Annotated in this window: 26 protein-coding genes; 13 read left to right on the top strand and 13 right to left on the bottom strand. The window is 69.9% G+C overall.

The features are described from left to right. The 3 genes from ITJ43_RS10080 to ITJ43_RS10090 all read left to right on the top strand — a co-directional run bounded on the left by ITJ43_RS10080 (position 1) and on the right by ITJ43_RS10090 (position 3,413). Positions 1–1,005, top strand: a complete 1,005-nt coding sequence (locus tag ITJ43_RS10080) for a LacI family DNA-binding transcriptional regulator (protein WP_194583690.1) — start codon at positions 1–3, stop codon at positions 1,003–1,005. A gap of 282 nt (positions 1,006–1,287) precedes the next feature. Continuing rightward, the gene (locus ITJ43_RS10085; RefSeq protein WP_194583691.1) at positions 1,288–2,511 is read left to right on the top strand and encodes an amidohydrolase; all 1,224 of its coding nucleotides are present in this window, start codon (positions 1,288–1,290) and stop codon (positions 2,509–2,511) included. Between the two features lie 197 nt (positions 2,512–2,708). Further along, a complete protein-coding gene (locus tag ITJ43_RS10090) occupies positions 2,709–3,413 on the top strand; it encodes a hypothetical protein (RefSeq protein ID WP_228495636.1) in 705 nt (234 codons plus the stop codon). Between the two features lie 31 nt (positions 3,414–3,444). Here the strand turns inward: ITJ43_RS10090 and ITJ43_RS10095 are convergent, their stop codons facing one another. Then, entirely contained in the window at positions 3,445–4,488 is a 1,044-nt protein-coding gene (locus tag ITJ43_RS10095; protein ID WP_194583693.1) for a VanZ family protein, read from the bottom strand. 72 nt (positions 4,489–4,560) lie between these two features. Here ITJ43_RS10095 and ITJ43_RS10100 point away from each other — a divergent pair, with 72 nt between their 5' ends. Genes ITJ43_RS10100 through sufU form a run of 3 tightly spaced genes read left to right on the top strand, consistent with a single transcriptional unit; the run spans position 4,561 to position 8,407 of the window. After that, positions 4,561–6,612 carry an APC family permease gene (locus tag ITJ43_RS10100; protein ID WP_194583694.1) on the top strand — a complete coding sequence of 684 codons (2,052 nt, stop codon included), beginning with the start codon at positions 4,561–4,563 and terminating at the stop codon, positions 6,610–6,612. A gap of 60 nt (positions 6,613–6,672) precedes the next feature. Further along, positions 6,673–7,944 (top strand): aminotransferase class V-fold PLP-dependent enzyme, encoded by a 1,272-nt coding sequence (locus ITJ43_RS10105; protein ID WP_194583695.1) that lies wholly within the window; start codon positions 6,673–6,675, stop codon positions 7,942–7,944. Between the two features lies 1 nt (position 7,945). Then, complete coding sequence (sufU, locus tag ITJ43_RS10110) at positions 7,946–8,407, top strand: Fe-S cluster assembly sulfur transfer protein SufU (protein WP_194583696.1); 462 nt, start codon at positions 7,946–7,948, stop codon at positions 8,405–8,407. Positions 8,408–8,435: 28 nt separating this feature from the next. On the opposite strand, the gene ITJ43_RS10115 is transcribed toward sufU, so the two are convergent. Genes ITJ43_RS10115 through ITJ43_RS10125 form a run of 3 tightly spaced genes read right to left on the bottom strand, consistent with a single transcriptional unit; the run spans position 8,436 to position 11,103 of the window. Beyond that, positions 8,436–9,236, bottom strand: coding sequence for an alpha/beta fold hydrolase (locus tag ITJ43_RS10115; RefSeq protein WP_194583697.1), 801 nt, complete (start codon positions 9,234–9,236; stop codon positions 8,436–8,438). Positions 9,237–9,286: 50 nt separating this feature from the next. Beyond that, entirely contained in the window at positions 9,287–9,589 is a 303-nt protein-coding gene (locus tag ITJ43_RS10120) for a DUF427 domain-containing protein (RefSeq protein WP_194583698.1), read from the bottom strand. Further along, positions 9,586–11,103 (bottom strand): MATE family efflux transporter, encoded by a 1,518-nt coding sequence (locus ITJ43_RS10125; protein ID WP_194583699.1) that lies wholly within the window; start codon positions 11,101–11,103, stop codon positions 9,586–9,588. The genes ITJ43_RS10120 and ITJ43_RS10125 overlap by 4 nt, the downstream gene beginning before the upstream one ends. Positions 11,104–11,246: 143 nt before the next feature. On the opposite strand from ITJ43_RS10125, the gene ITJ43_RS10130 reads away from it, so the two are divergent. Continuing rightward, positions 11,247–12,167, top strand: a complete 921-nt coding sequence (locus tag ITJ43_RS10130; RefSeq protein WP_194583700.1) for a DUF808 domain-containing protein — start codon at positions 11,247–11,249, stop codon at positions 12,165–12,167. 18 nt (positions 12,168–12,185) lie between these two features. Here the strand turns inward: ITJ43_RS10130 and ITJ43_RS10135 are convergent, their stop codons facing one another. Beyond that, positions 12,186–14,261, bottom strand: coding sequence for an HAD-IA family hydrolase (locus ITJ43_RS10135; RefSeq protein ID WP_194583701.1), 2,076 nt, complete (start codon positions 14,259–14,261; stop codon positions 12,186–12,188). 62 nt (positions 14,262–14,323) lie between these two features. After that, entirely contained in the window at positions 14,324–15,199 is an 876-nt protein-coding gene (locus tag ITJ43_RS10140; RefSeq protein ID WP_194583702.1) for a LysR family transcriptional regulator, read from the bottom strand. 81 nt (positions 15,200–15,280) lie between these two features. Here ITJ43_RS10140 and ITJ43_RS10145 point away from each other — a divergent pair, with 81 nt between their 5' ends. Further along, positions 15,281–16,513 (top strand): MFS transporter, encoded by a 1,233-nt coding sequence (locus tag ITJ43_RS10145; RefSeq protein ID WP_228495637.1) that lies wholly within the window; start codon positions 15,281–15,283, stop codon positions 16,511–16,513. 22 nt (positions 16,514–16,535) lie between these two features. After that, entirely contained in the window at positions 16,536–16,829 is a 294-nt protein-coding gene (locus ITJ43_RS10150; protein WP_194583862.1) for a DUF4190 domain-containing protein, read from the top strand. 23 nt (positions 16,830–16,852) lie between these two features. Here ITJ43_RS10150 and helR read toward each other — a convergent pair whose 3' ends face one another. Both helR and ITJ43_RS10160 read right to left on the bottom strand, forming a co-directional pair. After that, positions 16,853–19,084, bottom strand: a complete 2,232-nt coding sequence (gene helR / locus ITJ43_RS10155; protein WP_194583704.1) for an RNA polymerase recycling motor ATPase HelR — start codon at positions 19,082–19,084, stop codon at positions 16,853–16,855. Positions 19,085–19,193: 109 nt separating this feature from the next. Then, complete coding sequence (locus ITJ43_RS10160; protein WP_194583705.1) at positions 19,194–19,868, bottom strand: Type 1 glutamine amidotransferase-like domain-containing protein; 675 nt, start codon at positions 19,866–19,868, stop codon at positions 19,194–19,196. 67 nt (positions 19,869–19,935) lie between these two features. Between ITJ43_RS10160 and ITJ43_RS10165 the strand changes: the two genes are divergently transcribed. After that, on the top strand, positions 19,936–20,361 hold the full coding sequence (locus tag ITJ43_RS10165; protein ID WP_194583706.1) for an NUDIX hydrolase: 426 nt from the start codon (positions 19,936–19,938) through the stop codon (positions 20,359–20,361). A 25-nt stretch (positions 20,362–20,386) separates the two neighbouring features. Here ITJ43_RS10165 and ITJ43_RS10170 read toward each other — a convergent pair whose 3' ends face one another. Next, positions 20,387–21,868, bottom strand: coding sequence for an SDR family oxidoreductase (locus ITJ43_RS10170; protein WP_194583854.1), 1,482 nt, complete (start codon positions 21,866–21,868; stop codon positions 20,387–20,389). A 94-nt stretch (positions 21,869–21,962) separates the two neighbouring features. Beyond that, on the bottom strand, positions 21,963–22,634 hold the full coding sequence (locus ITJ43_RS10175) for a hypothetical protein (RefSeq protein WP_194583707.1): 672 nt from the start codon (positions 22,632–22,634) through the stop codon (positions 21,963–21,965). A 121-nt stretch (positions 22,635–22,755) separates the two neighbouring features. On the opposite strand from ITJ43_RS10175, the gene ITJ43_RS10180 reads away from it, so the two are divergent. Next, positions 22,756–23,397 carry a TMEM175 family protein gene (locus ITJ43_RS10180; protein ID WP_194583708.1) on the top strand — a complete coding sequence of 214 codons (642 nt, stop codon included), beginning with the start codon at positions 22,756–22,758 and terminating at the stop codon, positions 23,395–23,397. Position 23,398: 1 nt separating this feature from the next. Further along, a complete protein-coding gene (locus tag ITJ43_RS10185) occupies positions 23,399–23,731 on the top strand; it encodes a hypothetical protein (RefSeq protein WP_194583709.1) in 333 nt (110 codons plus the stop codon). Here ITJ43_RS10185 and ITJ43_RS10190 read toward each other — a convergent pair whose 3' ends face one another. Together ITJ43_RS10190 and ITJ43_RS10195 are read right to left on the bottom strand one after the other, a co-directional pair. Then, a complete protein-coding gene (locus ITJ43_RS10190; RefSeq protein WP_194583710.1) occupies positions 23,732–24,400 on the bottom strand; it encodes a cation transporter in 669 nt (222 codons plus the stop codon). Further along, a complete protein-coding gene (locus ITJ43_RS10195; RefSeq protein ID WP_194583711.1) occupies positions 24,397–24,741 on the bottom strand; it encodes an ArsR/SmtB family transcription factor in 345 nt (114 codons plus the stop codon). The genes ITJ43_RS10190 and ITJ43_RS10195 overlap by 4 nt, the downstream gene beginning before the upstream one ends. Before the next feature lie 71 nt (positions 24,742–24,812). On the opposite strand from ITJ43_RS10195, the gene lgt reads away from it, so the two are divergent. After that, on the top strand, positions 24,813–25,727 hold the full coding sequence (lgt, locus tag ITJ43_RS10200) for a prolipoprotein diacylglyceryl transferase (protein WP_194583712.1): 915 nt from the start codon (positions 24,813–24,815) through the stop codon (positions 25,725–25,727). 7 nt (positions 25,728–25,734) lie between these two features. Here lgt and ITJ43_RS10205 read toward each other — a convergent pair whose 3' ends face one another. Then, the gene (locus ITJ43_RS10205) at positions 25,735–25,968 is read right to left on the bottom strand and encodes a histidine ammonia-lyase (protein ID WP_194583713.1); all 234 of its coding nucleotides are present in this window, start codon (positions 25,966–25,968) and stop codon (positions 25,735–25,737) included. Positions 25,969–26,034 lie beyond the last annotated feature (66 nt).

Here is a 26,034-nt window from a genome sequence, read left to right on the forward strand (position 1 = left end):
GTGACCGGAATCGAGGAGGTGGCGCGCGCCGCCGGGGTGTCGACCGCGACGGTGTCGCGGGCGCTCAGCGGCCGCGGGCGGCTGAGCGATGCCACCCGCGCCCGAGTGCGCGCGGCTGCCGCCGACCTCGGCTACGTCGTCTCGGCCGCGGCGGCGACCCTGGCCTCGGGGCGCGCCGAGAACATCGGCGTCGTGGTTCCGCTGCTCGACCGGTGGTTCTTCGCGACGGTGCTCGACGGCATCGCGTCACAGCTGGCGCCCCGCGGGTACGACATGACGCTGTACAACCTCTCGGCCGACCCCGCGCAGCGCCGTGTGCTGTTCGAGACGGGGCTGCGCCGCGGTCGGGTCGACGGGCTGATCGTGCTCTCGGTCGATCTCACTGCGGACGAGCTCCGTCACCTGTGCGAACTGCCGATTCCGGTGGTCGGACTCGGGGTGCCGCACGCGGAGATCGAGGGGCTGCGCGTCGACGACACCGCCGTGGGTCGGACGGCGACAGCGCACCTGCTTTCGCTGGGGCACCGCGACATCGTGCATCTGGGTCGAAGCGTTCCCGGCGCGGACGACGGCGCCCTCGACATCCCGACGCGACGTCGGCGCGGGTTCACCCAGGCGATGGCGGATGCCGGCATCCACTCCCCCCGCTTCGTCGAGGCCGACTTCACCGCCGACGGCGCACGCCGCCGCGCGCTCGACCTGTTGACGGGCCCTGCCCGCCCGACGGCGATCTTCGCCGCCTCGGACGAGATGGCTTACGGCGTCCTGGCCGCCGCGCGCGAACTCGGCATCGCCGTACCGCGGGAGTTGTCGGTGATCGGCGTCGACGGACACGAACTCGGCGGCCTGCTCGAGCTGACGACGATCGAGCAGTTCCCGCACGCGCAGGGCGAACGGGCCGGACGCGCCGTGCTCGCCGCGCTCGGCGTCGAGCAGGTCACGGCTCCCACGGCATCCCTCCCGTTCGAGCTCGTCGTGCGCGGGTCGACAGCGCCGCCGGCCTGAGCATCGCACCGCTCGCCTGCTCCGCCCGCCCTGTTCCGCCCGCCCTGCTCCGCCCGCCCTGCTCCGCTCCGCATTCAGTCTCCCCGCGACCCTGGGGCACGCCGACCCCGCAACCGCGCGAACCAGACCGGATGCCGCAGCCACCGAGACTGAATACGGAACACCACGACGGGGAGACGCGACACGAAGACGGGGAGGCGCCGGACCGCGGCGACCGGATCGGAACAGCGCTCCGTCACCTCCGGGGGCGCCGCCAGCGGCCCCCGCGTAGTCTCTTGTGGCATGAGCATCGACCTCGAAGCCCTCTACATCGATCTTCACCGGCATCCGGAACTGTCGTTCCAGGAGACCCGCACCGCAGGCGTCATCACCCGCGAGCTGACGGCGCTGGGCCTCGACTACGTCGAGGGACTCGGCAAGACCGGCGTCGCGACGAGCGTCACCGGCACCGCCGCCGGTGAGGGTCCGGTCGTGTGGCTGCGCGCGGACATGGACGGGCTGCCGGTCGCCGAGCAGACCGGACTCGCCTACGCGAGCACCGCACGCGGCACCGATCCCGCCGGCACCGACGTGCCCGTCATGCACGCCTGCGGGCACGACATGCACGTGACCGCGCTGCTGGGCGCGCTCGAGAAGCTCGTCGCCACCCGCGACGAGTGGTCGGGCACGGTCGTCGCCGTCTTCCAGCCCGCTGAGGAGTACGGCGCCGGTTCGCAGGCGATGATCGCCGATGGCGTGCTCGACCGCTTCCCGCGGCCCGACATCGTGCTGGGCCAGCACCTCACCCCGCTTCCGGCCGGCACGATCGGCGTCCGCCCCGGCACGCAGATGGCCGCGTCGGACGGCCTGACCGTCACGCTGCTCGGCCGCGGCGGCCATGGCTCGCGTCCGCACGCCACGATCGACCCGGTCGTCATGGCCGCGGCCACCGTCATGCGCCTGCAAACCGTCGTCTCTCGCGAGATCGACCCGCGCGAGATGGCCGTCGTCACCGTCGGATCGATCCACGCGGGCCTCAAGAACAACATCATCCCCGCCGAGGCGAAGCTCGAACTCAGCCTGCGCTACCCCGACGACGCGGCCCGCGCCGACGTGCTGGCCCGCGTGGAGCGCATCGTCCGGGCGGAGGCTGCGGCATCCGGCGCCGAACAGGAACCGGTCATCACGACCGACCACTCCCTGCCGCCCACCATCAACGACGCCGAGGCCACCGCACGCCTGACGGCCGCGTGGGACCGCGCCTTCGGCGAGGGCACCGTGATGGACCCGGGCATGTTCACCGGCAGCGAGGACGTGTCGTGGTTCGCCCGCGAGGCGGGCGTGCCCCTGGTGTTCTGGTTCTGGGGCGGCCTCGACCCGCAGCAGTTCGCGGATGCCGTAGCCCGCGGAACGGTCAACGAAGATATCCCCACCAACCACTCGCCGTTCTTCGCGCCGATCTTGCACCCCACGATCGAGCGCGGCGTCGACGCGCTCGTCGTCGCCGCCCGCGAGTTCCTCGCATGAGCCTCGAGGATCTGTTCGGCGCACAGCCCGACGAACCGGAACGCCCCTCGAATGCGCGGGAGCCGAAGCCGGCGCGCGAGCCACGTCCACCCCGGGAGCCGCGCCCGCCTCGGGAACCTCGCGAACCTCGCCCGCCCAGGCCGCCGCGCGAACCGCGCGACGGCGACGGTGGAGGCGGCGGCTGGCCGCGAGCGACCGTGATCCTCGCGGTCGTCGCCGCGGTGCTGGTGGTCGCCGTGGTGGCCGTGCTCGGCTTCGCGCTGACGCGCCCGTCCGACACCGCGCAGACCGATACGTCGGTACCGCCGGTCTCGACGTCAGACGCTTCCACCCCGGCATCCATCCCGTCCGCCTCGCCCAGCCCCTCCGAGTCGGTGAGTGCGATGGGTCTTTCCCTTTCAGCCACGGGCTTCACGCTGCGCACCGGCAGCGCAGACCCATTCACCTACCGGTGGGCGGACGAGCCGACGGCCGCCGTCGCCGCTCTCACGACGGCGTTCGGTTCCGCCCCCACCCAGCGGACGCAAGCGGGCGACGGCTCGACCCTGCCCGACTACACCGTGTACTCATGGGGCGGATTCTCGCTGTTCGAGATGATGCCCACGGCGGCTCTCCCGCGCGCGAGCTTCTCGCAGCCGTCGTACGCGCTCTTCAGTGCCAACCAGGTGGGCACGGTGGCGATCACGGCGGAGTTCGGCCTGAAGATCGGCCTGAGCGCCGCGCAGGTGCGCGCGCTCTCGCCGGCGAGCGAAACCCCGCGCTCGTCGGGCAACATCCGGTTCGCGTTCGACCCGCAGCGCTCATCGTTCAAGGGCGGGGTGCCGTCGTACAGCGTCTTCGCCGATACCGACGGCGCCGACGGCCCGGTGGGGACGATTCTGTACTTCTACGCGCCGCAGTAACCCCGGCCGCCGGCCCCGCCCGCCCCGCGGTTCACGACGCGGGCTCGCGGGCATCGACGAGCTGCTGCCCGGTGAGCAGCCCCGGCAGGCCGCGACCGGCCCGGGTGGTGAAGACGAGAACCAAGGATGCCACGACGAACACGCCCTGGGCGATCGACCACGGGCCGGGCAACAGCCCCAGCAGCAGGTACCCGCCGATCCCGCCGAGAAAACGCAGGGGCCGGGCGAGAGCTGCGGGCTGGGGACCGCCGCGGTAACGCAGTTCCACGGCGACGTCGCCGGGCGTGCGACCGGTGACGAGCACCACGACCGCCCACACCACGATCGGCAGGGTGCTGAGCATGAAACGACCGGCGGCTCCATCGAGTACCGCAGTGTGATCGCGGATCACGTACTCCAGGAACACCTGTACGGCCACTGCCGACCCGTAGCCGACGAGACCGGTGCCGAGCAGGTCGCAGAACATCGCGAGCAACCGACGGCCCCGCGTGACCGGATGCGGGCGGGCACCGGCATCGCCGAGTCGGCTGCCCCGCCACCGCCGCGGCACGACGAGGGCGAGCAGCGAGCCCAGCACGGCGCCGACGGTGTTGGTCAGCAGGTCGTCGACGTCGAAGACGCGGTACGCACAGGGATACATGCCCCACACGCCGGTGAGCTGGATCGACTCGATGGTGAGCGAGACCAGCAGGCCGGTGACGAAGGCGACGAGGATGCCGCGACGGCCGATGACCCGCAGGAAGAACCCGAGCGGCAGAAACAGCAGTACGTTCAGGGCGAGTTGCAGCACAGCGAAGTCGGTGAAGCTGTGCGCTGCGCGCAACTCATCGACCGCAGCCCACACATCGAAGTTCACTCCCGCGCAGACATAACTCTCGCTGTCGGGGAGGGGAAGAAGTGTGTACGTCCAGATGGCCCAGAAGTAGACGAGAGCGGCCGCCCACAGCAGGAAACGCCCCAGAGTGAGGCGGCCGCGGCGGCGATAGCTGAGTGCCACGAACGGCACGAACAGCACGATTCCGACCACGAAGCCGATGCCGACGGCGACCGCTCCGGAGAAGAACTCGTGGCCCATCGTGCGATCCTCTCAGGCGAGCTGACGTATTCTCACGCACCGCGGGATTGCGTGGCGTCGTCCGACCGCGTAATGTCGCCCGCCGTGACAGACGACAGTCGCGGTCCCGGCGAAGAGACGCCCATCGCCAAGCGCATCCTGATCGGCGAGCCGCTGACGAGCGAAGAACTCGAGGGTCAGCTGCTGCCCAAGAGGATGGCTCTGCCGATCTTCGCCTCCGACGCGCTGTCGTCGGTGGCGTACGCTCCGCAGGAGCTGCTGATGATCCTCCTCATCGGCGGAACGGCCTTCCTGGCCCTGAGCCCGTGGGTCGCCGCAGCCGTCGTGGCCCTGCTGATCGTCGTGGTGCTCAGCTACCGCCAGCTGATCAAGGCCTACCCCTCCGGCGGCGGCGACTACGAGGTCGCCCGCACGAACCTGGGTGAGAGAGCCGGCGTCGTGGTCGCCGCGGCCTTGCTCGTCGACTACATCCTGACGGTGGCCGTGTCGGTCGCGTCGGGCGTCGACAACATCATCTCCGCCCTGCCTGGCCTGGACTCGTGGCGGGTGGAGTTGGCGGTCGGCTTCGTCGTCCTGATCATCCTCGTGAACCTCCGCGGTGTGCGTGAGGCATCCACCGCGTTCGCGATTCCGACCTACCTGTTCATCGGCTCGGTCATGGTCATGATCGTCACCGGCCTGATCCGATGGGCGATGGGCGATGCCCCTATCGCCGAAAGCGCGCAGTTCGCGGTGCAGGCCGAGGATCTCAGCCAAGCCGCACTGATCCTGCTCGTGCTGCGAGCGTTCTCGAGCGGATGCTCGGCCCTCACGGGTGTCGAGGCCGTCTCGAACGGTGTGCCCGCCTTCCGCCAGCCCAAGGTGCGCAACGCCCAGACGACCCTCGTTCTGATGGGCTCCATCGCGATCACGATGTTCGCGGGACTCACCGTTCTCGCCCTCGTCGCAGGAGTGCACTACGCGGAAGACCCCTGCCACCTCATCGGCTTCCAGTGCGACGCGCTCGTACAGCCGAGCCTCATGGCACAGGTGGCGGCCGCGACCTTCGGTGGCGGCAGCATCCTGTTCTACGTGGTGCAGGCCGCCACCGCGGCCGTGCTGCTGCTGGCCGCCAACACCGCCTTCAACGGTTTCCCGCTGCTCGGCTCCGTGCTCGCGCGCGACGGCTACGCCCCCAAGGCGCTGAACACCCGCGGCGACCGTCTCGTGTACTCCAACGGCATGATCGTGCTGGGCCTTGCCGCGGCACTCGTGCTGGTGGTCTTCCAGGCGAAGCTGACGACGCTCATCCAGCTGTACATCATCGGTGTGTTCGTCTCGTTCTCGCTTGGCCAGCTCGGCATGGTCAAGCACTGGCGCCGCGAACTGCGGCTGCTCTCGCCGAAGGCGGCGGCGGCTCGCCGAGAGGCCATCTCGGGCCTGTTCATCAACGCGCTGGGCGCGACGTTCACGATCGTCGTGCTCGTCATCGTGACGATCACGAAGTTCACCCATGGCGCGTACCTCGTGTTCATCGCGATCCCCGTGCTGTCGTTCCTGATGATCGGCGTGCATCGGTATTACCGCGACGTGGAGCACGAGATCGAGATGGACGACGACGTGCACTATGGCTCCACCGGCGACGTCGCGCTCGTCCTCGTCGGCAAGCTGCAGAAGCCCACAGCGAAAGCCATCGACTACGCACTGTCGGGCAAGCACGAGAAGACCATCGCCGTCCACGTGGCCGTGACGGCCGACGAAGCGCGTGAGGTACAAGACGACTGGCAGTTCCACCACATGCCGATCCCCCTGCTGGTGATCGAATCGCCGTACCGCCAGTACGCCGCCCCGCTCGCCCAGTTCATCGCCGAGTACCGCAAGAAGCACGGCCCCGCGGTGGTGACCGTCTATCTGCCGCAGTACATCGTGGGGCACTGGTGGGAGACGTTCCTGCACAACCGACGCGCACGGCGCATCGCCCAGCAGCTCATGCTCGTGCACGGCGTGCAGATCACACTCGTGCCGTGGATGCTCGACTCGTCGGAGCTGATCTACGGTCGGCGCTCGCGGCCGCTTCCGGGAGACGACCGCGCGGGACGCATCACGTCGTACGGTCTGGTTGCCCATACCGACGACCAATCCTGACCGCTCGGCGGCCTCTGCCGCACCGGAGCCGGGCAGGATGCCGGGGCGTAGCCTAGAGGGGTGACTTCCGCCCCCGCGTCCCCGCCCACCGCCGCCGCGGTAACGGCCCTCGATGTCGCCGCGATCGCGGCGGACTTCCCGATCCTCGCCGAGCAGGTCAACGGGCACCGCTTGGCTTATCTCGACTCGGCGGCAACCAGTCAGAAGCCGCTCGTCGTGCTCGATGCGGAGCGCGACTTCCTCACGCATGCGAACGCCGCCGTGCACCGCGGGGCCCACACCCTGGCGGCCGAAGCGACCGAGCTCTTCGAGGACGCTCGGGCGACCGTGGCGGCCTTCGTGGGTGCGCAGCCCGAGCAGCTCGTCTGGACCAGCGGGGCGACGATGGGCCTCAATCTGGTCGCATACTCGATCGGGAATGCAGGACTCGTGCGCCCCGGCGACGAGATCGTCACGACCGCCATCGAGCACCACGCCAACCTCATTCCGTGGCAGGAGCTCGCGGCGCGCACCGGCGCCGTGCTGCGTCATATCCCGGCCCGCGACGACGGCACGCTCGACATGGATGCCGCGGCATCCCTCATCGGCGAGCGCACGCGCATCGTGGCCTTCACGCACGTGTCGAACGTGCTGGGCATCGTGAACCCGGTCGCCGACCTCATCGCGCTGGCGCAACAGGTGGGTGCGATCACGGTGATGGACGCATGCCAGTCGGCTCCTCACCTGCCGCTCGATCTGCCTGCTCTGGGTGTGGATCTCGCCGTCTTCAGCGGTCACAAGATGCTCGGACCCTACGGTGTCGGTGGACTCTACGGTCGCACGCCCGTGCTGGAGTCGCTGCCGCCATTCCTGACCGGCGGCTCGATGATCACGACCGTGACGCTCGATCGCGCCGAGTACCTGCCGCCACCCCAGCGCTTCGAGGCGGGCACGCAGCCGGTCGGACCCGCGATCGGGCTCGCGGCCGCCGTGCGCTACCTGGACGGCGTGGGTCTGTCCAACATCCATGCCCACGAGAGCATGCTCGCCGAGCGCATGCACGCGGGTCTCGTGGATATCCCCGGCATCCGTCTCCTGGGCGATGCCGAGGGCGTCGAGCGCGTGGGGCTGTGGTCGTTCGACGTCGACGGCGTGCACGCGCATGATGCAGGTCAGTACCTCGACGCCCTGGGCATCGCGGTACGGGTCGGCCACCACTGTGCGGCTCCGCTGCACACCCGCTACGGCGTGACCGCGAGCGTTCGCGCCAGCGCCGCGCTCTACACCTCGACCGACGATGTCGACCGCCTCATCGACGCTGTCGCCGGCATCCGCCCCTACTTCGGAGTCTGACATGAGCGAACTCGACGCCCTGTACCGCGAGCTGATCCTGGATCACTCCAAGCATCCCCAGCACTTCGGGCTGACCGACGAAGGCGACGCGCCCGCTGTCGCCGGCACGATCGGCACCTCGCACCAGAAGAACCCGGTCTGCGGCGATGAGATCACACTGCGCGCGCGCGTCGAGGGCGAGACGATCGCCGACGTGCAGTGGGAGGGACGCGGCTGCTCGATTTCGCAGGCCTCCGCATCCATGCTCGCCGACCTGGTGGCCGAAGAGGGCCTGACCCGTGCGGAGGCGGTGACGCTGATCGAAGGCTTCCGTGAGGCGCTGCGCTCTCGCGGCACGCTCGAGCTCGACGAGGAGGTCTACGGCGACGCCGCAGCCCTGTCGGGAGTCTCGAAGTTCTCCGCCCGCGTCAAGTGCGCGATGCTCGCCTGGGTCGCACTCGAAGACGCGATCGCCAAGGCGTGACGGGCAGCTCGCGCCGGTCCCACGCGGGTCAGGCCTCGGCGAGGAACTCCAGCGCGGCGGCGCGGAACACGCGCGAGCCGGGGGTGTTGAAGTGGTGCCGGTCGGGGATCTCGACGAAACGGCCCTGCGGACAGGCGGCGGCGAGCGCCTTCGATCCGTCGATGATGGCGTCCATCGACCCCGTGGCGAACATCACCGGCTGTTGCGGCGCGTGCGCGGGGTCGGGGTCGATCGTGTCGGAGGCGCGCATGCCCTCGGCGATCGCGAGCAGGGCGCGTAGGTCGTTGCCGGCCACGCGGTCGGTGAGGGCGATGTAGTTCTGCGTCACGCGGTCGGTGACGGGTGTGCCGTCGGCGATGAGCGCGCGCACCTGGGCGATGTCGAGGCGGGCAAGGGGGATGCCGTCGGGAACCCCGCCGAGCACCGCCCGTGGAATGCGCGGGGCGATGTCCTGGACGACCTCCCAGCCGACCCGGGCTCCCAGGGAGTAGCCGACGTAGAAGGCCTCGTCGACGAGATACGTATCGAGCATCGTCTCGACGTCGCCGGCGAGCTGGCGCATGTCGTACGCGCTCGACGCGTGCGGCTTGTCACTCGCACCGTGGCCACGCTGATCCAGCGCGAGCACCCGGTAGCCAGCCGCCGTCAGGTCGCGCACCCAGCCCGTCGCAACCCAGTTGTCCTTCGTGCTCGACGCGAATCCGTGCACGACGACGACCGTCGGTGCGTCCAACTCACCCCACGAATACGTGGCGATGCGATAGCCGTCGCCCACCATCAGGTACTGCGGGTCGGGCATCTGCGTGAGGTTCTGAAGCGGGGTAGTCACGGCTTCTATCCTGCCGTCGATCCGCTCCGGGCGCCGCGCCCGAGAAGACGTCAGTCCTCGACGCGTACTTCTTTCCAGAACGCGACGTAGCCCGAGAAGTCCTTGCCGACGCGCGCGATGCCGCTCTCGTACGGCGTCGGGTACGACCAGGCGCGGTCTGCGAGCAGCTCGTCACCGTCGCGCACGGAGTAGTACTGGCATTCACCCTTCCAGGGGCACGTGTACGGGGTGGGGCTCTCTTCGAGCAGGTCCCACTTCACGCTCGACGGCGGGAAGTACCAGTTGCCCTCGATCGAGATCAGGTCGTCGCGGTCGGCCTCAGCCACCGTCACATCGCCCAGAACAGCTTTCATCGCGTCCTCCGCTTCGCTCGCATCCCAGCCTTCCACCGCCGCGGCCGTGCCGCAACGAGGTCGACGGCCGGCTGCTGCGGAAGCGCGATGGGCTGCGTGACGACGGCATCCACCACCATCGATCCATCGGTCGGTCCGATCACCGCGATGGGCGTGGTGAGGGTCGGCTCGTCGGGGTCGATCGGCATCCGCTCCAGCGCACGATGCGCACGGACGTACGCAGGAATGAGGATGACGGACGCGCCGATCCACGCCAGCGGGTTGCTCCACACCACGCCGACGAAGCCGAAGATGTGCCCGAGCACTACCGCCGCACCGACGCGCATGGCCAGCTCGACGAGACCGGTCACCGTGGGGATGAGGGTGCTGCCGAGACCCTGCAGGGTGCCGCGCAGGATGAACAACACGCCCAGCGCGGTGTAGCTGGCGCCGTTGATTAACAGCATGAGCGCCGCCAACTGCACCACGACATCACTGCCGTCGCCCACGAACAGACGCACGAGCGGGGCTCCGAAGGTGATCAGCAGCGCTCCGAGCACCAGCGCAGCGATCACGGCCATCCAGATCGCCTGCACGACCCCCCGACGTATGCGGTCGGGCCGACGCGCACCGATGTTCTGGGCCGCGTACATGGATGCCGCGAGTCCGAGTGACTGCAAGAGGGCGACGGCCAGTCCGTCGACGCGCGAGGCAGTCGTGTACGCGGCGACGGCGTCGGCGCCGATCGTGTTCAGAGCGACCTGCACCGTGAGGGTGCCGATCGCGATGATCGACGCCTGGAACCCCATGGGAAGGCCGAGGCGAAGGTGGTCGGCGAGATCGGCGCGGGTGACCCGCCAGTCGGCGCGGCGAACGTGCAGCACCGGCAGACGGCGCCGGACGTACGCGAGACACAGCAGAACCGACAGCGCCTGTGAGACGACGGTGGCCAGAGCTGCGCCGCCGACCCCCAGGGCGAGCGGGCCGACCATGAGGATGACGAGCCCGACATTGAGGGCGCAGGCGATCGTCAGGAAGACGAGCGGCGTTCGGGAGTCGCCGATCGCGCGGATGATGGCCGACAGATAGTTGAAGCCCATGATCGCGCCGGCTCCGAGGAAGCTGATCTGCGCGAACACGGTCGCCTCGTCGATCAGCTCGGGCGGCGTCTGCAACAGGTGCAGGGCCGGCCCCGCCAGCAGCGGCGCCCCGATGGTGAGCACCACGGTGGTGAAGGCGGTGAGGATCGTTCCCGCCGCCACCGACCGCCGTACCGCAGTGAAGTCACGGGCACCGAACGCCTGCGCGGTCGGGATTGCGAACCCGCTCGTCAGACCCCACGCGAAGCCGAGCAGCAGGAAGATCAGGCTTCCGGTCGCGCCGACCGCGGCGAGGGCGTCGACGCCGAGGTGACGACCCACGACGATCGCGTCGGCGAACTGATAGAGCTGCTGCACGACGTTGCCGATGAGCAAAGGCACCGCGAAGACGAGGATGACGCGCCACGGGCTACCGGTGGTGAGAGAACGAGACATACGACCGGGGTTCGAGGAGGGGCGGAAACGGCGAAAGGCGCTCCTCCCGGGAGCGCCGACACTCATCCTATCGAATCGATTCGAGACGCGCAAGCGACGGCATCCGGAAGGGACGGTCGCATGCGCCCGGTACTGTTGCTGGCATGTCTGTGGGTCTGCTCGCCGTCGTCGACGACATCCTCAGTGCCGCCCTCAAGGCGTCGGCGAAGTCGGCGGGCGTCGTGATCGACGACGCGGCCGTGACTCCGCAGTACGTGCAGGGGCTGTCGCCCGCACGCGAGCTGCCGGTCGTCGGGCGGATCGCATTGGGATCGCTGGCGAACAAGTTCCTCATCATCATCCCGATCGCGATGCTGCTCACCGCCTTCGCGCCCTGGGTGCTGCCGTGGCTGCTCATCGTCGGCGGCGCGTACCTCTGCTTCGAGGGCGCTGAGAAGGTGCTCGAGTGGTTCGGCTTCCAACACGGCGGTCACGACGACGAGGGCGGGCGCGACGAGAAGCGCCTGGTCATGGGTGCGATCCGCACCGACCTCATCCTCTCGACCGAGATCATGCTCATCGGCCTGTCCAACGTCGACCCGGAGCTCGACTTCTGGCTGCGCCTCGCCGTGCTCGCCGTCATCGCCCTGTCGATGACCGCGTTGGTCTACGGCGCTGTGGCGCTGCTCGTCAAGATCGACGACATCGGTTTGAAGATGGCGAAGAGCGGGTCGTCGAACGTTCGCCATACCGGAATGCGTATCGTCCGGTCGATGCCCGCGGTCTTCCGGGTCATCTCGGTCGTCGGAACGGTGGCGATGCTCTGGGTGGGCGGTCACCTCGTGCTCGCGAACCTCGGCGAGGTGGGGTGGCATCCGCCGGTGGAGTTCCTGCACGCCGTCGAGCACGCCCTCGAACCGGCGGGCCCCGTCGTCGTGTGGCTCGGCGACACGCTCGTATCGGCGATCGCGGGCGTCGTCGTGGGCCTCGTGATCGTCGGCATCGCCCTGATCATCGGCAAGGCGTTCGGCAAGAACCTCAGCTTCAGCGAAGGCCACCGCGCGCCGCAGGGCGAGACCGACTGACCCGCGTCACACCCTCCGTCAGTCGAGGGTGACGACGATGCCGTCGCCATGGCCTCGGGCGACGTGGATGCCGGCGGCATCCGGGACCGTCCACGTCGGCGCGGATGCCGCGGCGTGCGGACCGACCCCGATGACGCGCATACCCGCGGCGAGCCCCGCCGCGATGCCGTTGGCCGAGTCCTCGACGACGATGCCGCCCGCGGCATCCACCCCGAGCGCGGCGGCGCCCGCCAGGAACCCTTCCGGGTCGGGCTTGCTGCGGCTGACGTCGGCGGCGGCCACGACGACGGGCGGAACGGGCAGACCGGCCGCCCGCATACGGGCCGCGGCCAGTTCGGCGGTCGCCGAGGTGACGAGGGCGTACGGCACACCCTCGCGGTCGAGGGCGGCGAGCAGGTCGGCCGCGCCGGCGAGGGCGACGACGCCTTCGGTCTGCGCGGTTTCGGCGGCCAGCATCGCCGCGTTCTCGGCGAGGTTCTCTTCATGCGGGCGATCGGGCAGCAGCTGCGCCATCGAGTCCTGACCCTGGCGGCCGTGGATGATCGACAGCGTGCGCTCGGGATCGATGCCGTGCTCGATCGACCACTGTGTCCAGAGGCGTTCGACGACCTCGTGCGAGTCGACGAGGGTTCCGTCCATGTCGAGCAACAGCGCCGACGCGTGCGTCTCGATGCGCGGGACGGATGCCGGCACCCGCAGGGCGTTCCACCCGTCACCGAGCGGGCCGATGTGCCACCCGGCCGTCACGACGCCCGTGGCGTCGCGGCGGACGATGGCCCGGTGCGGCGACGTCGTGTCGACGATGTGCACGAGCGCACCGCCGTCGTCGAGGCGTTCGCCGCGGGTCGCGAGCCGCAGGTGGGTGGCCGACGGCGCGCCCTCGGGCGCGGTGCCGTCCACACGGATCTCCTGCCAGTGCGGGGCGACCGGCAGCGTGCCGACACCGGGCAACTGAACGATCCCGCCGCCGCCGTCCGCGTCGGTCAGCGTCAATCCCGCCGCGTCGAACGGGTCGCCGGTGCTGATCGTGAAGCGATCGCGGGCGTCCCACGTGTCGCGCGCCGGCTCGAGGGGCGCGACGGGGGATGCCGCCGCATCCGCGTCGGCGCCGCCGGCCGCATCGGCGACCTCGACCGCGGCGACGAACGCCCAGAACGCGCGCAGCGTGGCCTGGGTGTCGAGAGTGGCGCCCTGGTAGGCGATGACGAGATCGTGATCCGGCAGCACCAGCGCGAACTGCCCGAACGCGCCGTCGAGCCGGAAGCCCTGGCGGCCGCGCCAGACCTGGTATCCGTAGCCGAGCGTCCAGTCGTTGATCTCGCCATCGACCGCCGTCGGGCCGTCGAACACCCCGGTGTCCGACCAGGGGCGCGCCATCTCCTCGACGTACCAGGCGGGCGCCACCTGGACGCCGTCGAACGCGCCACCGGCGCCGAGCATGATGGCGGTGCGCGCGAGGTCGTCGACGGTGAGGTGGAAGCCCGAGGCCCCGTGCTCGATGCCGCCGCGCGGCGACATCCACCGCTCGCCGATGCCGAGCGGGTCGAGCAGCCGCGGCCGCAGGTAGGCCGTGAGCGGCTCACCGGTGATCGCCGTCACGATCGCCGACAGCGCGTGCGTAGCGGGCGAGTTGTACGCGAAATGGGTGCCCGGCGCGAATGCGGGCGCTTCGCGCAGGAGCACGCGCGGATCGGCGCCGATGCGATCGATCTGCTCGGGCGAATGCCCCGTGTTCATGGTGAGCAGGTGCCGCACCGTGATGCCGTGCGGGTTCGGCTCGGCCAGATGCGTACCGGCCGAGTCGTCGAGCCCCAGTCGTCCCTCGTCGGCGAGGAAGCCGATCGCGAGCGACGTGAAGGTCTTGGATGCCGAGTACACGAGCGCCGGCCGCTCCAGACGATACGGCGCCCATGCGGTTTCGAAGGCGACGTCGCCGTGGCGCGCGACGAGCAGCGCGTGCGGGTCGAGGCCTTCGGCGGAGAGGCGCTCAGCCAGAGCCAGCACCGCGGCCGCGGGGATGCCGAGCTCAGCGGGAGTTCGGCGCATCAGCGGACGCGACGGACGAGGACGACGGGACTGCAGCGAAGAAGTCATCCCCTCCACTCTACGAGCGGGCGATCCGACCGAGGCGCGGCTGACGGTTGGCACTCTCGGCGTCACTCGGCACGCAGCGCGGCCACCAGCTCCTCGGCATACCGCGAGCCCTGCGCGCTCGCGCTCCACGCGATGCCGATCGCGCGCACCCGTCGCGGCTGCAGCGGCAGGTACACGACGCCGGGGTCGTCGCGGCCCGGAGTGCGCGGAAGGATCGATACCCCCAGCCCGCCGGCGACGAGACTGCGCATGGTGTCGATCTCGCTGCTTTCGAAGGTGACGTTCACCGCGACGCCGGCCTCGTCGAGGACGTCGGTGACGACGGCGCGCAGCTCGGCGATGCGCGAGAACCCGATGAAGTCGCGGCCCCGCAGATCGCGGACGTCGACCTCCTCGGCAGCGGCAAGGGGATGCCCCACGGGCACGGCGATGCACAGCGGCTCCTCCGCGAGGGCCAGCCAGCGCACCTCGTCGGATGCCGCGGGCGTGGCCGTCGGCGCCGTACTGAGCGCCACATCGATGACGTCGAGGTCGAGCCAGCCGTAGAGGTCTCGCGCGAAGCCCTGCCGGAGCGATACCCGCACCCCTGGCCGCAACGCGCGAAACCGCTGAACGACGTCGGGCACCATCCACCGGGCGACCGAGTGCAAAAAGCCCACCCGCAGCAAACGGCCGTCCTCGGCGATGAGTTCCGCGTGACGACGGGCCGCGTCGACGGCGTCGAGCACTCCCGCGGCATCAGCGCGGAAGGCGAGCCCGTTGGCGTTCAGTTCGAGCCGCTTGCCGTGACGGGCGAACAGCGGCATCTCCACTTCGGCCTCGAGGCGGGCCAGCGCCCGCGAGACGTTCGACTGGTTGATGCGCAGCTCGGCGGCCGTATCGCGGGTGTTCTGCGTCTCAGCCAGCGAGAGGAAGATGCGCAGCGTCTGCTCGTCCATCGCCTCATTATGCGATGAACGCATCATTATCGGCATCCGTTTCATTTCACGGCCCATCCGCGGGAGACGACCATGGAGCGCATGGCTGCCACCGTTCTCGACCGCACCCCCACCGGGTCGATCGCGCGCGTGGCCGCGGGCACGCCGTCGTATCGCCGACTCGTGGGGTTGCTGGCGGCGGGCGGACTTGCCAACTTCGCCGTCATCTACTTTCCGCAGCCGCTTCTTCCCGCGATCGCGTCGTCGTTCGGAGTGGATGCCGGGGCGTCGGGACTCGCCATCTCGGCGACGACGGCGGCGATGCTCCTCGGCCTGTTGCTGTCGGCACCGCTGTCCGACCGCATCGGGCGGGTGACGGCGATGGGCGGATCTCTCGTGCTCGCCGGCATCCTGTCGGTCGCGTGTGGGTTCGCGCCGACCTGGGAGGTCTTCCTCGCCCTGCGCGCGGCCGGCGGTATCGCGCTGGCGGTCCTTCCGGCGGTGGCGCTGGCCTACCTGCGCGACGTGGTGCGCACCGACGCGCACGGGCGGGCCAACGCGTTGTACATCTCCGGCACGGCACTCGGCGGCGCCGTCGGACGCCTCGCCCCCCTGCCCCTGGCGGCCATCGGCGGCTGGCAGGTCGTCAGCGTGGTGCTCGGCGCGCTCAGCGTGATCATCGGCGTGCTGGTCTGGTGGGCGCTCCCCCGCGACGGCGCCGTGTCGATGCCGCTCCGCATCGGAGATCTCCTCGGCGGCACGCTCGCCTCACTGCGCGACCCGGTGATCCTCGCCGTGTGCGCCGCGGGCGCCCTGGCGATGGCGACCTTCGTCGGTCTGTACAACGCCGTGCCGTTCCGTCTCGACGCACCGCCGTTCTCGCTCGGAGCCGCCGAGGTGTTCGTGTACTTCGCCTACCCCCTCGGCATCCTGGCACCGGGACTGTTCCACCGGATGTCGCGCCGCCTCGGTCGCGCCCTGACATCTGGGCTCGGCGCGCTCGCCACACTCGCCGCCATCGCGCTGCTGATCGTGCCGAACGTGGTCGCCGTGTTCGCGGGTCTCGGACTGTTGACCGCCGCGTTCCTCGGCACGCACTCGGTGCTCACCGGATGGGTCGTCGCCCGCGCGCAGACCGTCGGGCGCAGCACCTCACGCGCCTCCAGCGCGTACCTCCTCACCTATTACCTCGGCAGCACGCTGTCGGGAGCGGCCTCGACTCACCTGTTCGCCGACGCGGGCTGGACGGCGGTCATCACGCTCGCGACCGGGCTGACGGCGGCATGCGCGGTGCTGTTCCTCGCGCTGAGCCTTCGGGGTTCAGCCAGAACATAGCGTCGCGTGGGACAACACACGTATGGATGAGTCCGATTCCGCGCGGGCGACCGCCGCGGCAGCCGAGACGCCGAACCTGTCGGCTCCGCGGCTGCCCTTCAGTCAGATGGCGATCTGGGGTTTCGTGATCTCCTGCGCGAGCCTGTTCGTGTTCGGGTTCCTCGGCACGGTGGGTGCGATCATCTCGGCGCAGGGCGTCAAGGCGGCGACGCGGGGACTCGCGAGAGGCAAGGGACTGGGACTCGCCGGGTTCTTCATCGGTGCGGCGGCATTCCTGTACTGGGCGATCACGTACATGGTGACCCTCTCCCACTGACACGCCCGGCACCGCGCCCGCCGTCACGAGAGCACCACCAGCCGCTGCGTCGCCCGCGTCATCGCGACGTAGCGGTCGACCGCGCCGGTGACGCCCTCTCCGAAGCCATCGGGATCGACGAGCACCACGAGGTCGAACTCGAGCCCCTTCACGCGCTGCGCATCGAGCGACGACACTCGCTCGCGCGGGGCGAACGAGCGATCGCCGATCACGACCGCGGTACCGTCGGCGTTCTCCCGCTCCCACGCGTCGATGATGGCGGCGAGCTCTTCCTTCGAGCCGTAAGCGACCGGCACCCCGGTCCGACGGATCGATTCCGGCACGTTGGCGTCGGGCAGTGCCGCGCGGATCACGGGGCCGGCGGCATCCATCACCTCCTCCGGGGTGCGGTAGTTCACACGCAGGCTCGTGACGGTCGCGGGACTGAGGCCGACCCGGGCCAGCCGCTCCCCCCAGCTTTCGGGGAACCCGTGCCGGGCCTGCGCACGATCTCCGACGATCGTCACGCTGCGCGACGGGCACCTCCGCAGCAACATGCGCCACTGCGCGTCGGTGAGTTCCTGCGCCTCGTCGATCACGAGGTGCGCGAAGGGACCGGCGTACGGATCGAGCTCGGATGCCGCGTCGATGTCGAGCGTGCGGCGAAGGTCCTGTCCCCGCAGCATCGACATGACCTTCATGTCGCCGTCATCGGCCGCGATCAGATCGCTGACCACATCCGACATCACCCGACGGGCGTCGGCGGCTTCGCGGCGGGCGCGACGATCGCGCACCTCGCCCGTGGGGTCGCCCACACCGAGGCGCGCGGCATCGAGCAGCGGCAGATCGACGTCGGTCCACTGCGACGCCAGCGGACGTGCGACGATCGCGTCGACCTCTTCTGCCGCGAGCCACGGCGCACAGCGTCGCAAGAGGTCGGGCGTCGTGAGCAGTCCGCGCAGCAGGACGTCGGGGTCGAGCAGCGGCCACGCGCGATCGAAGAGGGCACGCAGCTCCTCGTCGTTTTCGAGCGTTTCGCGGGTCGATTCGTCGTCGTCCCATCCCGAACCGTAGGCGTCGAAGTCGTCGCCCGGACGCGATGCGTCACCCCACCCCTCGCCCCAGCCGTCGGAGGAGATGGCCGAGCCGCGCAACTGGTCGTCGATGCGGTCTTCGAGCAGATCGAGAAGCCGCTCCCACGCACGGGAACGCACGGCGTTGTGCGCGAGCGTGTCAGCCCCGGCGAACACCTCCGCCCAGTCGGCGACGTCGAACACGACCGTTCCCCACGCCGTCTCGATCGGCGAGCGTCGCGCGGGCGGGCGCTGCCAGATGCGCACCGCGGCGTCGACGGCATCGAGGAGGCGACCGTCGCCGAGCAGCGCACGGATCGTCTCGTCGGCCTCCTCGATCGCACCCGCACCCCCGGTGACGAGATCGTCGACCGCACAGACCAGCGCCCCGTCTTCGCCCAGGCTCGGCAGTACGTCGTCGACGTAGGCGACGTAGGGTCGGTGCGGTCCGACGAACAGCAGCCCGCCGCGCCCGGTCTGCAGCCGCGGGTCGGCGTACAGCAGGTAGGCCGCCCGATGCAGCGCCACGACCGTCTTGCCGGTGCCGGGCCCGCCGTCGACGACGAGCGCACCGTGGGAGTCGGCGCGGATGATCGCGTCTTGATCGGCCTGGATGGTCGCCAGCACGTCGCGCATCTTCGGCGACCGGCTCGCACCCAGGCTCGCGATGAACGCCGACTGGTCATCGAGCGCGGCGGTGTGATCCACGCCGTCGGGCGCGAACACCTCGTCCCAGTAGTCGACGATGCGCCCGCCGCGCCAGCGATAGCGGCGTCGACTGGTGAGACCCTGCGGCTGGGCGGCGGTCGCCGCGAAGAACGGCGCAGATGCCGGGGCGCGCCAGTCCATCATCAGGCGCTCCTCCGCGGCATCCGCGAGGCCGAAGCGTCCAATGTAGGTCACCGAGCCGGACCCGTCGACCATGCGACCGATACACGCGTCGAGACCGAACCGGCGGAGCACCCGCAGGCGCGCGCTGAGCGCCTGCACCTCGAGGTCGCGCTCGAGCGCGCGCTGCCCGCCGCCGACGGCCTCACGGCGCAGTGCCGTCAGCCTGTCGTCGGCGCGCCGCACCTCGGCGGCCAGCGCGGCCGCAATCGCGGCGAACTGCTCTTCGTCGCGGCGGATCAGTGCGGGGTCGGCCTTCGCCCGCAACCGCTCCGGCAGATCAAAGGGGCTCGTCTGGTCATTCTGCGTCGGCATCGCATCCCTCTCCGGCGCCGAGAAATCCGGCGCGACCTGCGATTCTGCCCCACCATAGGGGTCTTGCCACAAGCCCCCCTGCGCGCGGGATAATGGAAAGGGAAGGCAGTCAGGCGTTGAGCAGGTGCCAGGTCCCCTCCGAGATGACCTCGACCGCTCCGCCCACGACGCGAATGGCGCTCTGATCGTCGATCGCGTACGCGCGACCCGGGATCTCGGCGGCCCACCGATACGCGGCCTTGGTCGTGTTCCCGCTCCAGCCGGGGTAGTCCAGGTGAGGGAAGATCGAGAAGTCGACGAGACCGAGCGTCTCGTCGGTGCCCTCCGGATGCCGGTCGACGAACGCGCGCCCGACGCGCGGCGTCAGCGCCATGCTCCCCGCGCTGATGCCGACCCAGACGGTGTCGTGCAGCTCGGGGACCAGATCGGCCAGACCCGACCTGCGGATCCACTCCGCCAGGTACACCGCCTCGCCACCGTCGACGAGCAGCGCGTCGGCCTCGCGCACCCACGGCATCCACCGCTCCGGGTCGATGGTCGGCAGCGCCGTGAGTTCGAGCGTGCCGACCGAACGCCACCCGAGCTCGACGGGACTGTGGATGCCGCCCGGCCAGCGCCCCGAGGTGGAACGCCAGACAGACTCGGGCGAGCACATCGGCTGCCCCCACTGCGCCGTCGGGACGAACAGCGCGGAGCTGTCGGCGATGGGCTTGCCGAGCAGATCTTCGAGCGCGGCGCGGATGCTGTCGTTGGTGACGCCACCCGAGGTCAGCAGAAGCTTCATGCGTTCAGTCAACCGCCTCCGGCGGCGCTCGGCCAGGGGGCGGTGTGGCGGGTGTTAGCGTGCGAGGGTGACCTCGACGCCACCGAACCCCGACTCCGCGACCTCCCGCTCCATCCGTGTCTCCGCCGCGGTCATCACCGACGCCGACGGTCGTCTGCTGCTCGTGCGCAAGGCCGGGACGACGGCGTTCATGCAGCCGGGCGGCAAGCCCGAGGCGGGCGAGGACGCCGCAGCTACCCTCATCCGCGAGCTCGCAGAAGAGGTCGGGCTGCAGCTGCAACCCGCAGACCTCACCCCGCTCGGCGAGTTCACCGCACCCGCCGCGAACGAGCCGGGTTTCGCGGTCGTCGCCGACGTGTTCCGCGTCGACATCGGCGATCAGCAGCCGGTGACGGATGCCGAGATCGAGGAGCTGCGGTGGGTCGACCGCGCCGCGGCATCCGCTCTCGAGGTCGCGCCCCTCGCGGCGGCCTACTTCCTGCCGCAGACCTGAGCGCCGCCGTCGGGGGCCGACCGGATCACCAGGAGCTCTTGCGGTAGTCCTTCAGGAAGATGCCGAACAGGTCTTCGCCGGCCTCGCCGCGCACGATCGGATCGTAGACGCGGGCCGCGCCGTCGACGAGATCGAGCGGGGCGTGGAAGCCCTCTTCGGCGAGGCGCACCTTGGTGAAGTGAGGGCGTTCGTCGGTGATCCATCCGGTGTCGACAGCGGTCATCAGAATGCCGTCGGTCTCGAACATCTCGCGCGCGCTCGTGCGGGTGAGCATATTGAGGGCGGCCTTGGCCATGTTGGTGTGCGGATGCCCGGGCCCCTTATAGCCGCGGCCAAACACGCCCTCCATCGCCGAGACGTTGACGATGTAGGTACGGCGGGCGGGCGACACCGCCATCGCGGGACGCAGCCGTGAGACGAGCAGGAACGGTGCGGTCATGTTCGCGAGCTGCACCTCGAGCATCTCGAGTGGTTCGACCTGGTCGACCGACTGCGTCCAACTGTTGATGTGGTTCTCGTCGGGCACCAGTCCCCCGGCATCGATCGCTGTGCCGGCGGCGAGGCGTTCGAGCGACGACGAACCGGCCGCCATCGCCTCGGCGGTCAGCTCGTCGGCCGTTCGCGCGGCCGCGGCGAGGATCGGGTGGCTCGACACCGACTGCGCGAGGGCGAGCGGGTGCGCATCGTTGGTGTGGCCGAAGGTCAGCAGCTCGGGCAGCGGACCGGTCGGCAGGGGTGCAAGCTCGGCGTCGACGAGCGGCTTGTACGCACCCGCCGAGCGGCGCACGGTCTGGGCGGCGTTGTTGATGAGGATGTCGAGCGGACCGTCGGCGGCGACGGCATCCGCGAGACCGATCACCTGGGCGGGGTCGCGCAGGTCGATGCCGACGATCTTGAGCCGGTGGATCCAGTCGGCGCTGTCGGGCAGGGCCGAGAAGCGGCGGACGGCATCGCGCGGAAAGCGAGTCGTGATGGTCGTGTGGGCGCCGTCGCGCAGCAGGCGAAGCGCGATGTACATGCCGATCTTCGCGCGACCGCCGGTGAGCAGGGCACGGCGGCCGGTGAGGTCGGTACGGGCGTCGCGCTTGGCGTGGCTCATCGCCGCGCACGAGGGGCAGAGCTGATGGTAGAAGGCGTCGACCGTCGTGTACTGCTCTTTGCAGATGTAGCAGGCGCGCGGCTTGATCAGCTCGCCCGCCGTCGGTGTCGCAGTGCGCGTGGCAAGTGGGATGCCGCGGGTCTCGTCGTCGATGCGGTCGGGCGCGCCCGTCGCCGTTGCGGCGACCACCGCGCGGTCGGCGTCGGCGATGCGCTGACGCTTCTCCTTGCGAGAGAGGCGCTTGACGTCTTTGTACATCTTTCCGGTCTGACGGCGCAGCGCGATGTAGGCGGGATCGTCGTGATCGAGTCGGGATGCCGCGTCGATGACGCGCAGGGCGATTTCGAGCTCGGCCGGGTCGATCGGGGCGGGCACCGAGGTCGTCGGATCGTCCGGATCGGGCGTCATCTCGGGCTCTGCAGGCGTTTCGGGCACGACAGAGTTTATCCGGGCTCGGCTGGACGGGGCCCGGGCGCATGCGGCAAGGCAGGGCGCTGTGTTGTCAGCCGCCGATGCCGAGGAGCTGCTTTGCGACGGCGACCGCGGGCGCACCGAAGAGGCGGGGGTCTTCGTTGAGCGCACCGGAGGTGACCGCCACACCGATGCCCGGGACATCGACGAGCACCCCGAAGATGCGCAGGTCGCCGGTGTTCTTCGTACCGTAGGCGATGCCGCCGCGCGCCTCGACAGCCGCGTCGGGAAGGTACTCGGAACCGATGGCTGCGATGTCCTCTTTCTTGGGCACGTCGACCGCACCGTTGTTGGACGTCACCGAAACACTGACCGTGTTCACATAGTCTCCGGTCGTCGACATCCAGTCGCATTGGACCGCGCCGCCTTCGTTGCTCTCGTTGTTCAGCTCAAGACCATCGATCGCCGATCCGAGCAGAGAACCCATCGCGGTGCAGTCGGGGTACCGGGCGAGTACCTCGGCGAGCGCCATGGTCGGTACAGACGGTGCAACGCCGCCGCCTGCGTCACCGTCGCCGTCACCGTCACCGCCTGTCGGCTCTGCGGAGGGCACTCCCGCCTCTCCGCCGCCCACGGCACCGGACGCGGAGACCGACGGCGACGCAGCCGGACCCGACCCCGCCGCGCAGCCGGCCAGGGCTACGGCGACCGCCGTGACGAGAAGGGCGAGCGGGAGGCGAAACGGTCGTCGAGGGGTCGGCACCTCGGCATCCTAACGAGCCGGACGAACCCGCTGCCGACGTTGTCCACAGGATGCGGCGCCGGAGGCAACGCATGCTCGATACCCTGGGCACGACGAGGTGACGGCGCAGACGGGGAGGCTCATGGCCGACGTGGAGATCGACGACGGGGCTCGCGGCGCCGTTCAGGGCGAGAAGGCTCTCGACCGCCTGGTCGCTTTCAGCGATGCCGTGGTGGCGATCGCCATCACCCTCGTGGTGTTGCCGCTGGTCGACGGCGCGATGGCGGCGAAGAACGCCGAATCGTTCTTCGCCGACAACGTGACCGGCATCATCTCCGCGGCACTGAGCTTCGTCGTCATCGCGGCGTTCTGGCGATCGAATCACGTGATGTTCGTCCACGCGCGGGGGTACACGCGAGGTGTCGGGCGCCTTCAGATGCTGTGGCTCGCGACGATCGTGTTCCTGCCGGTCGCGACGGCGCTCGACCTCGCCAGCCCCAGCGCCGACCGCGTCGGCCTAGGTGCGTACGTCGGCACAATGCTCATCAGCGGCACGCTGCTGCGGCTGGAAGGCGTCGCACTGGAACGGTCGGGGCTCAGTGACCGTCCCGCCCGCTCCGCGGTGTCGCGCTGGGCCGGGATGATCCTGATGGCACTCGCGCTGGTACTGGTGCTGGTATTTCCGCAGGTCGGTGCGACATGGCTCCTCGTGCTGCTGCTCGAACCCCTGCTCGCCCCGCTGTTCCGCCCCCGCCGCCACGCTTATGCCCAGAGCGGCTCGTGACGTGACCGAGCTCGGCGCGATCGCGGCCGGAAACCGCGCCAAGGCCGTGCTGTGGATTCTCTTACAGACGGGCGTCTCGCTGGTGTCGTGCGCCTTGGTCGTGTTCAGCACACTCAGCGCCGCCGGCTGCGGCGACGGATGCGATTACGGAACCCTCAGCTTCGCCGTGCACTCGGCCTTCACCGTGTGCGGCGGCGCGTTCGTGGCCAGCATTGCCTCGCTCATCCTGCTCCGCCGGCGACCACTCTGGTGGCTGCCGGCGATCGCGACGGGCGTGGTCATCCTCTGGACGGTAGTGGCCGTCGTGCTGGTTCACATCGCCACGCATCCCTGATCACCGCGACGGGGCCGCGGAGTCAGCTTCTTCGAGGAGCATTCCCACCGATGTCGCGCACGCATCGCCGCGCCACGCTTCGACGCCTTCACGAACGGCAAAGACCGCGATGACGAGGGCGGCGGCGGCATCCGCCCACCACCAGCCGAAGAGGCTGTTGGCGACCAGGCCGAGCAGCACCGCGGCCGACAGGTAGGTGCAGATGAGCGTCTGTCGCGAATCGGCGACGACCGACGCCGATTCGAGCTCGCGGCCGACGCGACGCTCGGCGAGCGAGAGCACGGGCATGATCGCCACGCTCAGCGCCGTGAGTACGATGCCGAGCGGCGAGTGCGCCGGCGCAGCACCGTCGAAAAGCGCAGCAACCGACGTCACCGTGACGTAGGCGGCGAGGGCGAAGAAGGCAACGGCGATGACGCGCAGGGTGGGCCGCTCCCACCGTTCGGGATCGGGGCGCGTGAACTGCCACGCGACGGCGGCCGCCGACAGCACCTCCACGGCCGAGTCGAGCCCGAAACCGATAAGAGCGGCGGAGGATGCCGCCGATCCTGCGACGAGCGCGACGAGCGCTTCGACGACGTTGTAGGCGATCGTGACCCCGACGATCAGGCGGATGCGGCGGTGGAGCACCCTTCGCCGCTCCGCGGTCAGCAGTGCCGCCCGGCTCATGCGCACGTGCAGGTGTCGCCGGAGCAGCAGCCGGGTTCGACGTAGAGCACCACGCGCATGAGCTCGTCGAGCGCCGGAGCCAGGTGAGGGTCGGCCAATCGGTACCAGGTGCGCCGTCCCTCAGGCACCGACTCGACGAGGCCGCACCCCCTCAGGCAGGCCAGCTGGTTCGACATGACCTGGCGCGAGACGCCGAGGGCGCCCGCGAGATCGGACGGGTAGCCTGGCGCCTCGCGCAGCGCCAGGAGGATGCCGACGCGCGTCGTGTCGGACAGCGCATGGCCCAGACGAGCCAGGGCCGCGGAGTGCGTGGCCGTCGCGGTCAGGGTTACGGAGACCATACAGCCCACAGTACAGCTTTCGCTGAACTATCACCGCGCACCTGGGAGCGGCCATACATCGGTAGCGCATAATGTCGGGCGTGCACCTGAGCATTCCGAGCCCCGACCTGAGCTGGTCCAGCTTCCACATCGGTCCCCTGACGATTCACGTCTACGCGCTGTGCATCATCGCGGGCATCATCGCGGCGGTGATCATCACCGAGCGGCGGTTGCGGGCGCGCGGCGTACCGGCGGGGACCGTGCTCGACGTCGCGCTGTGGACGGTGCCCCTCGGCATCGTCGCGGCGCGGATCTACCACGTGCTCACCCACATGGGTGACTACTTCGCACCGGGCGACAACCTCTGGGCGGTCGTCGCGATCTGGGACGGCGGCAACGCGATCTACGGCGCCATGATCGGCGGCTCGGTGGGCATCTACATCGCCACCCGCCGCGCCGGCATCCGCTTCTTCGCCTTCGCCGACGCCCTCGCGCCGGCGCTCCTCGTCGCGCAGGCGATCGGCCGCCTCGGCAACTACTTCAACCAGGAACTGTTCGGGCTGCCGACCACCCTGCCGTGGGGCCTGGAGATCTCACCGAACGCGCCGATGTTCCCGCATGGAACCGCCCCCGGGACACTCTTCCATCCCCTGTTCCTGTACGAGATGATCTGGAACCTCGTCGGCGCCGCGCTGATCATCATGCTCGAGCGCAGGGTACGTCTCGGGTGGGGCCGCAGCATCGCGTCGTACTTCATCTGGTATGGACTCGGACGCAGCTGGCTGGAAGCCATCCGCATCGACCCCACGAGCGATGCGCCCCTCGGCATCCCGGCGAACATCTGGGCGTCGTTCGCCGTCGTGCTGCTGGGCATCGCGATCTTCATCGTGCAGACGATGCGCCACCGCGGCGAGCCGGACTCGTCTCCGTTCACCGTCGCGGAGCAGCGCCGACGGGATGCCGAGGAGCTCGCTGCCACCCGTGAGGATGCCCCGCTACCGTCGTGACGCCTGGTCAGCTCGGCGATCCGCCGCCGAACCCAGGTGCACCCGGACCGTGGGGGCGGCCGGTCGCCGGATCGACCCAGTTGCCCGAGCCGGTCATCCGGTGCCAACGCTTGTGGAATGCGAGATCGGTGTCGTCGGCATCGACGACGGCCGCCCCGCACAGTTCGCAGATGCGGAGAAGGACGATGTCGCCCTCCGCCGTCGTCAGCGACACCGTTCCGGTCGGGAATGCGACACCCATGGTGTTCCCCTCACTCCGCGGCTGATCGTCGCGGTCAGGTTCCGAGAATGCCCTCACCCTACGCGT

This window comes from Microbacterium sp. VKM Ac-2870, assembly GCF_015350795.1.
Lineage (GTDB): Bacteria > Actinomycetota > Actinomycetes > Actinomycetales > Microbacteriaceae > Microbacterium.

Excerpts from the sequence above, each read along its gene's own strand:
- ITJ43_RS10085 (WP_194583691.1), top strand. The coding sequence starts at position 1,288 with ATGAGCATCGACCTCGAAGCCCTCTACATCGATCTTCACCGGCATCCG.
- ITJ43_RS10095 (WP_194583693.1), bottom strand. The coding sequence starts at position 4,488 with ATGGGCCACGAGTTCTTCTCCGGAGCGGTCGCCGTCGGCATCGGCTTC.
- ITJ43_RS10100 (WP_194583694.1), top strand. The coding sequence starts at position 4,561 with ATGTCGCCCGCCGTGACAGACGACAGTCGCGGTCCCGGCGAAGAGACG.
- sufU (WP_194583696.1), top strand. The coding sequence starts at position 7,946 with ATGAGCGAACTCGACGCCCTGTACCGCGAGCTGATCCTGGATCACTCC.
- ITJ43_RS10120 (WP_194583698.1), bottom strand. The coding sequence starts at position 9,589 with ATGAAAGCTGTTCTGGGCGATGTGACGGTGGCTGAGGCCGACCGCGAC.
- ITJ43_RS10125 (WP_194583699.1), bottom strand. The coding sequence starts at position 11,103 with ATGTCTCGTTCTCTCACCACCGGTAGCCCGTGGCGCGTCATCCTCGTC.
- ITJ43_RS10130 (WP_194583700.1), top strand. The coding sequence starts at position 11,247 with ATGTCTGTGGGTCTGCTCGCCGTCGTCGACGACATCCTCAGTGCCGCC.
- ITJ43_RS10135 (WP_194583701.1), bottom strand. The coding sequence starts at position 14,261 with ATGACTTCTTCGCTGCAGTCCCGTCGTCCTCGTCCGTCGCGTCCGCTG.
- ITJ43_RS10140 (WP_194583702.1), bottom strand. The coding sequence starts at position 15,199 with ATGGACGAGCAGACGCTGCGCATCTTCCTCTCGCTGGCTGAGACGCAG.
- ITJ43_RS10145 (WP_228495637.1), top strand. The coding sequence starts at position 15,281 with ATGGCTGCCACCGTTCTCGACCGCACCCCCACCGGGTCGATCGCGCGC.
- ITJ43_RS10150 (WP_194583862.1), top strand. The coding sequence starts at position 16,536 with ATGGATGAGTCCGATTCCGCGCGGGCGACCGCCGCGGCAGCCGAGACG.
- helR (WP_194583704.1), bottom strand. The coding sequence starts at position 19,084 with ATGCCGACGCAGAATGACCAGACGAGCCCCTTTGATCTGCCGGAGCGG.
- ITJ43_RS10160 (WP_194583705.1), bottom strand. The coding sequence starts at position 19,868 with ATGAAGCTTCTGCTGACCTCGGGTGGCGTCACCAACGACAGCATCCGC.
- ITJ43_RS10170 (WP_194583854.1), bottom strand. The coding sequence starts at position 21,868 with ATGACGCCCGATCCGGACGATCCGACGACCTCGGTGCCCGCCCCGATC.
- ITJ43_RS10180 (WP_194583708.1), top strand. The coding sequence starts at position 22,756 with ATGGCCGACGTGGAGATCGACGACGGGGCTCGCGGCGCCGTTCAGGGC.
- ITJ43_RS10190 (WP_194583710.1), bottom strand. The coding sequence starts at position 24,400 with ATGAGCCGGGCGGCACTGCTGACCGCGGAGCGGCGAAGGGTGCTCCAC.
- ITJ43_RS10195 (WP_194583711.1), bottom strand. The coding sequence starts at position 24,741 with ATGGTCTCCGTAACCCTGACCGCGACGGCCACGCACTCCGCGGCCCTG.
- lgt (WP_194583712.1), top strand. The coding sequence starts at position 24,813 with ATGTCGGGCGTGCACCTGAGCATTCCGAGCCCCGACCTGAGCTGGTCC.
- ITJ43_RS10205 (WP_194583713.1), bottom strand. The coding sequence starts at position 25,968 with ATGGGTGTCGCATTCCCGACCGGAACGGTGTCGCTGACGACGGCGGAG.